The sequence below is a fragment of the Desulfuribacillus stibiiarsenatis genome (assembly GCF_001742305.1).
GTDB classification, from domain to species: Bacteria; Bacillota; Bacilli; order Desulfuribacillales; family Desulfuribacillaceae; genus Desulfuribacillus_A; species Desulfuribacillus_A stibiiarsenatis.
In genome coordinates this window covers 1-5,573 of the sequence record NZ_MJAT01000017.1, presented here as the reverse complement: position 1 = coordinate 5,573, position 5,573 = coordinate 1, and the positions used below count along the sequence as shown (strand labels likewise).

The 5,573-nt window shown below is 43.8% G+C and carries 3 protein-coding genes, 1 tRNA gene and 2 rRNA genes; all 6 read right to left on the bottom strand.

Features of this window, described 5'->3' with window-relative positions:
- Positions 1–97: ribosomal RNA gene (locus BHU72_RS07825) — 16S ribosomal RNA — on the bottom strand; the annotation flags it as partial.
- Between the two features lie 725 nt (positions 98–822).
- Entirely contained in the window at positions 823–1,176 is a 354-nt protein-coding gene (locus tag BHU72_RS07820) for a hypothetical protein (RefSeq protein ID WP_069702083.1), read from the bottom strand.
- A gap of 34 nt (positions 1,177–1,210) precedes the next feature.
- Positions 1,211–1,528: an AzlD domain-containing protein gene (locus BHU72_RS07815; RefSeq protein WP_069702082.1), complete on the bottom strand. Its 318-nt coding sequence runs from the start codon at positions 1,526–1,528 to the stop codon at positions 1,211–1,213.
- Positions 1,513–2,235 carry an AzlC family ABC transporter permease gene (locus tag BHU72_RS07810; RefSeq protein WP_176720438.1) on the bottom strand — a complete coding sequence of 241 codons (723 nt, stop codon included), beginning with the start codon at positions 2,233–2,235 and terminating at the stop codon, positions 1,513–1,515. The genes BHU72_RS07815 and BHU72_RS07810 overlap by 16 nt, the downstream gene beginning before the upstream one ends.
- 237 nt (positions 2,236–2,472) lie before the next feature.
- Positions 2,473–2,547, bottom strand: a tRNA-Asn gene (locus tag BHU72_RS07805).
- A gap of 89 nt (positions 2,548–2,636) precedes the next feature.
- A 23S ribosomal RNA gene (locus tag BHU72_RS07800) occupies positions 2,637–5,570 on the bottom strand.
- Positions 5,571–5,573: the final 3 nt, after the last annotated feature.

Below are 5,573 nucleotides of genomic sequence, written 5' to 3'. Positions count from 1 at the left end.
GTTCAGAAGAGCAAGCTCTTCATCACATCCGCTCGACTTGCATGTATTAGGCACGCCGCCAGCGTTCGTCCTGAGCCAGGATCAAACTCTCCAATAAAAGTTCAATTCTGATGTCAGAAGTCACTGACTTGTGAATAGTTTGTCTGTTCTATCAACATAGCAGGTTTCCTGTCCTGCACAGTCTGCATTCTTTCGAATGCGAGAATTGACGTTGTTATGATTGCACTATACAGTTTTCAAGGAACTTTTACTCCAGTTATTAGATTCGCTTTAGACAAGCTTCTCGTTAGCTGGAATTATATCTTATCATATATTTCGTCGGGAGTCAATACTTTTTTTATATTTCCTCGGCGACAAATATAATAATAACACATCTAAATTATTTAAAAAACCGGATAACTCTATCATATAGTAACAAATTCACCGCTATGAGTTATTATTTACATGTTAACCTTCTTTATGCTATATTTTTTGTTATTATGCTCTCTATTTTATAAAGAAAACTTAGTTCAGAAGGATCCACCTGAACTCTAGTTGCACTTATTTCGAAGCTTGGCGGCACTTATCTCCCGCTTATTGAAGTGGGAGTATTAGTAAACGCCGCTGAGATAAAAACAGTCATAATCTTTGTGATTAAGAATGTACTGCGCACTTGAAAGAACTACTTTCGGATAGTACAAGAAAAGTACCACAGGATCAATGTCTGTGGCACTAAAATTCAATACAGTCTTATATAGAAAATTAGCCTAACAAGCTCTATATTCAGTAAAGATTCTTGTAAATGATAAAGGTATCTATAACTTTGATTATCAAAATGCCTTTCTATGAAATGACCCGTAGCTTTAAGCGGTATAGCTGGCAATCAAACTCAACATTTGTGTTAGAGTATTTCTGAATGTTAGCTACTTGATGCGTCGGAACGGCATAACGGACACCAAGCTCATTTATTAAGTACACAAAAAAGTCATATGCAGTTAAATGCCCTGATTCTATGCTGCTTTGATAGCTTTTCATATCAATCAATATAGTTTCGAATTGCGTAAGAATAGTATACTCGTCCCCTTGGACAGTAAACTCGACCTTTTTGCCAATGAACGGTTGTAATGTTTCTTTCACTTGCTGATGCATTGTATGTTCTTCGAAAAACTCTTTTGTATGAATATAATTATGCGTCATAAAAACACTCCTCAAATTTAAATTGGGTTAACTTCTACATAATCACACGTAATAGAACAACTGAACCCATTCCCACTAGTACTGTTACAAAAATATTTTTTGTTATGAATCCCATGATAAATGTCGGCAATGCCGCTATCAAATAGATATTGTTGCTTATTGCCACTTCTTGATCCTTCATAAATAGGATAGGAAAGAGTAGTGCAGACAACACAGTTACAGGTATGTAACCAAGCCACTCATTAACCCAGCTTGGGAGGTCGCGATCAGATAGAAAAATCATGGGTATCGCGCGTGGAACATAAGTAACCAGTGCCATACCGAGAATAAGCAATATCAATGAGTTTTCCATCTAGAAATCACCACCCCTAATGTTGAAATTGCAACCGTAGCAATTATAATGTGTAAATTATGTGTAACAACTCCTGATAAAAGTACTGAGATAGTACCAGATAGGATAGCTAAAAAAATGTATTTTTTATTTTCTAACTGATAGATCAATAAGATAATAAACATGCCTGGCAATGCGTAATCCAAGCCGAATTTCTCGACATCAAGCGGTTGAGACCCAACCAATGCTCCTAAGAAACTACCTGTAACCCAACCAAGATAAGCAGTAATACTTACTGTTAATAAACTTATAAAGGGTATAGCTTTATCTTTGCGCAGCCATGATGAGTTTACAGCGAATGACTCGTCTGTAATCCAGTAAGAAAAGATCGATAATTTCATTTTAGTATTGCCCTTTAAGCGTTGCGAGAGCGATGCACTCATTAGTAGATGGCGCAAATTTATTAAGAAAGTAGTTAATATAATAGATAAAAACCCTGCATTAGCACCAATCATTCCGACACCAATAAATTGAGCAGAACCAGCATATACGAAGACTGACATCAAAATCGTATCAATAAATGTAAATCCAGCTTGCATTGCTAATATTCCATATGCGAATCCAATTGGCAAATAACCTATAAATATAGGTAACCCTTTTGTAATCCCCTGCATTACATGCTGAGACTGTTTACTCTTTTGTAAATCGATTCTTTCACTTTCTTCCATATCAAGTCTCCCCATATTTAAATACGCGTGTTTTAAAAAAGTTATCTTATTGACTACTAACGAAAAAATAATTTACTTCGTATGTACATGAAATTAATATACACTGTTTTTTATATAAAAAAAAGCTCTGATTTATAACTTTGATAAAGGTGCTGCTAATGCAAAGCTACTTTTAAATAATATTTTATAATTTTGATTAATAGATATTATAATTACTGAATTTATCAGTGCTTTCCATGGCTCCTTCGGTAGGACTCGAACCTACAACCTACCGGTTAACAGCCGGTTGCTCCACCATTGAGCTACGAAGGAATAACTACCATTCAACTACACGTTAAAACCTACTATCGACATCGAAACATTTTTTGTCTTACTCTGTGTGCGTTTTTGGGTTAACCCTTTTGGTTAAGCCCTCGACCGATTAGTATCTGTCCGGGGTCTTACTAGCTTATGCTATGGGAAATCTTATCTTGAGGGGGGCTTTGCGCTTAGATGCTTTCAGCGCTTATCCCTTCCAAACTTGGCTACCCAGCTATGCTCCTGGCGGAACAACTGGTACACCAGCGGTTTGTCCATCCCGGTCCTCTCGTACTAAGGACAGCTCCTCTCAAATTTCCTACGCCCACGACAGATAGGGACCGAACTGTCTCACGACGTTCTGAACCCAGCTCGCGTACCGCTTTAATGGGCGAACAGCCCAACCCTTGGGACCTACTTCAGCCCCAGGATGCGATGAGCCGACATCGAGGTGCCAAACCTCCCCGTCGATGTGGACTCTTGGGGGAGATAAGCCTGTTATCCCCAGGGTAGCTTTTATCCGTTGAGCGACGGCCCTTCCATACGGCACCGCCGGATCACTAAGCCCTACTTTCGTACCTGCTCGACTTGTAGGTCTCGCAGTCAAGCTCCCTTCTGCCTTTACACTCTTCGAATGATTTCCAACCATTCTGAGGGAACCTTTGGGCGCCTCCGTTACTCTTTAGGAGGCGACCGCCCCAGTCAAACTACCCACCTGACACTGTCCCTCATCCGGGTCACGGATGTAGGTTAGAACCCCGGTACACTAAGGGTGGTATCCCACCAGCGGCTCCACCAAGGCTTGCGCCCTAGCTTCTCAGCCTCCCACCTATCCTGTACATAGGGTACCAAAGTTCAATATCAAGCTATAGTAAAGCTCCATGGGGTCTTTCCGTCTTGTCGCGGGTAACCAGCATCTTCACTGGTACTACAATTTCACCGAGTCTCTCGTCGAGACAGTATCCAAGTCGTTACGCCTTTCGTGCGGGTCGGAACTTACCCGACAAGGAATTTCGCTACCTTAGGACCGTTATAGTTACGGCCGCCGTTTACTGGGGCTTCGGTTCAAAGCTTCGCCTTACGGCTAACCTCTTCCCTTAACCTTCCAGCACCGGGCAGGCGTCAGCCCCTATACTTCGCCTTGCGGCTTCGCAGAGACCTGTGTTTTTGCTAAACAGTCGCTTGGATCTTTTCACTGCGGCTCTCCCGGGCTATTCACCCCAAAGAGCACCCCTTCTCCCGAAGTTACGGGGTCATTTTGCCGAGTTCCTTAACGAGAGTTCTCTCGCGCGCCTTGGGATTCTCTCCCTGCCAACCTGTGTCGGTTTTGGTACGGGCACCCATATTCCTCGCTAGAGGCTTTTCTTGGCAGTATGGAATCAGGGACTTCGCTACTTATATTTTCGCTCGCGATCACGTCTTTGCGTTATGCCAGGCGGATTTGCCTACCTGACCGCTACCTCGCTTCGACAGACCCCATCACTCAAACGGCTTATAGGTGGTACTGGAATCTCAACCAGTTGTCCATCGCCTACGCCTTTCGGCCTCGGCTTAGGTCCCGACTTACCCTGAGAGGACGAACCTTCCTCAGGAACCCTTCGGCTTTCGGCGGATATGATTCTCACATATCTTTTCGTTACTCATACCGGCATTCTCACTTCCAAACGCTCCACGACTCCTTACGGTATCGCTTCGATGCATTTGGAACGCTCCCCTACCACGTAGACACATTCATTTCATTCTCTTCTTTGTCTCGTGTTTGATCCTTGAGGCATTTAGCCGAAATCTTGATCCACTTATTGTGGATTTCGGCGTAATGTAACTCAATCATTACACGATTTAAAAGAACAAAATGAATGTGTCTACATCCATAGCTTCGGTGGTGTGTTTGAGCCCCGTTACATTTTCGGCGCAGTGTCACTCGACCAGTGAGCTACCACTTAACACACACTTGGGGACCTTAGCTGATGGTCTGGGCTGTTTCCCTTTTGACCACGGATCTTATCACTCGTAGTCTGACTCCTATCGTTACAGTCTATGGCATTCGGAGTTTGACTGAATTCGGTAACGCTTGCACGCCCCTAGTTCAATCAGTGCTCTACCTCCACGACTGACCGATAAGGCTAGCCCTAAAGCTATTTCGGGGAGAACCAGCTATCTCCGTGTTCGATTGGCATTTCACCCCTACCCACAGCTCATCCCCTAATTTTTCAACATTAGTGGGTTCGGACCTCCATTGCATTTTACTGCAACTTCATCCTGGCCATGGGTAGATCACACGGTTTCGGGTCTATGGCAACGAACTGCACGCCCTGTTCAGACTTGCTTTCGCTTCGGCTCCAGATTCTCTCTTTAACCTCGCTCGTTACCATAACTCGCCGGTTCATTCTACAAAAGGCACGCCGTCACACATATAGAGTGCTCCGACTGCTTGTAAGCATATGGTTTCAGGTTCTATTTCACTCCCCTTCCGGGGTGCTTTTCACCTTTCCCTCACGGTACTGGTTCACTATCGGTCGCTAGGTAGTATTTAGCCTTAGGAGATGGTCCTCCCTGATTCCTACGGGATTTCTCGTGTCCCGCAGTACTTGGGGTCATAGGCAATGCGCCAAAAGGTTTCTTCTACAAGACTTTCACTTTCTTCGGTAGGCCTTCCCAGACCTTTCGAATACCTTTTTTTGTCACTGTGGTCGGCTGCAACCTTCCGTCTTATGCCCCGCTACCCCAAATATACAACGCTTGCAGGCTTACATATATTTGGTTTAGGCTCTTCCCCTTTCGCTCGCCACTACTTAGGGAATCACTGTTTTGTTTTCTCTTCCTCCGGGTACTTAGATGTTTCAGTTCCCCGGGTCTGCCTTCTCATACCCTATGTGTTCAGGTATGGATTGTATCCCATTACGGATACAGGGTTTCCCCATTCGGATATCTACGGATCAAGGTCTGCTTACGACTCCCCGTAGCGTTTCGGCGTTCGCTCCGTCCTTCTTCGGCTCCTAGCACCAAGGCATCCACCATACGCTCTTTCTAGCTTAACCATT

What these genes read in the sequence shown, in the direction of transcription:
- BHU72_RS07820 (WP_069702083.1), bottom strand. Translation starts at nt 1,176, where the DNA reads ATGACGCATAATTATATTCATACAAAAGAGTTTTTCGAAGAACATACA.
- BHU72_RS07815 (WP_069702082.1), bottom strand. Translation starts at nt 1,528, where the DNA reads ATGGAAAACTCATTGATATTGCTTATTCTCGGTATGGCACTGGTTACT.
- BHU72_RS07810 (WP_176720438.1), bottom strand. Translation starts at nt 2,235, where the DNA reads ATGGAAGAAAGTGAAAGAATCGATTTACAAAAGAGTAAACAGTCTCAG.